This window comes from Streptomyces sp. 13-12-16 (assembly GCF_002114215.1).
Taxonomy (GTDB): Bacteria; Actinomycetota; Actinomycetes; order Streptomycetales; family Streptomycetaceae; genus Streptomyces.
On record NZ_NCTE01001503.1, the window covers coordinates 1 to 233 of the forward strand.

Sequence of the window (233 nt, forward strand, 5' to 3'; positions counted from 1 at the left end):
CCTTTTCCGCACACCAACTCTTGGTCAACGGTTGGTCAAGAAACACGTTAACCCTGCAAAGTCGTTTGCAGGGTTAACTCGATGTTTCGTGGCGGAGAGAGCCTGAAAAGAAAGGGGGTGTTGGCGTGAACCCGCCCTTGATCGGGGGGACGTCCTTGACCGGAGGGATGCCGCGATCAGAGGGATGCCGCGTCGCGGGCCAGCGCGGTGAGCCGTGAGATCGCCCGGAAGTA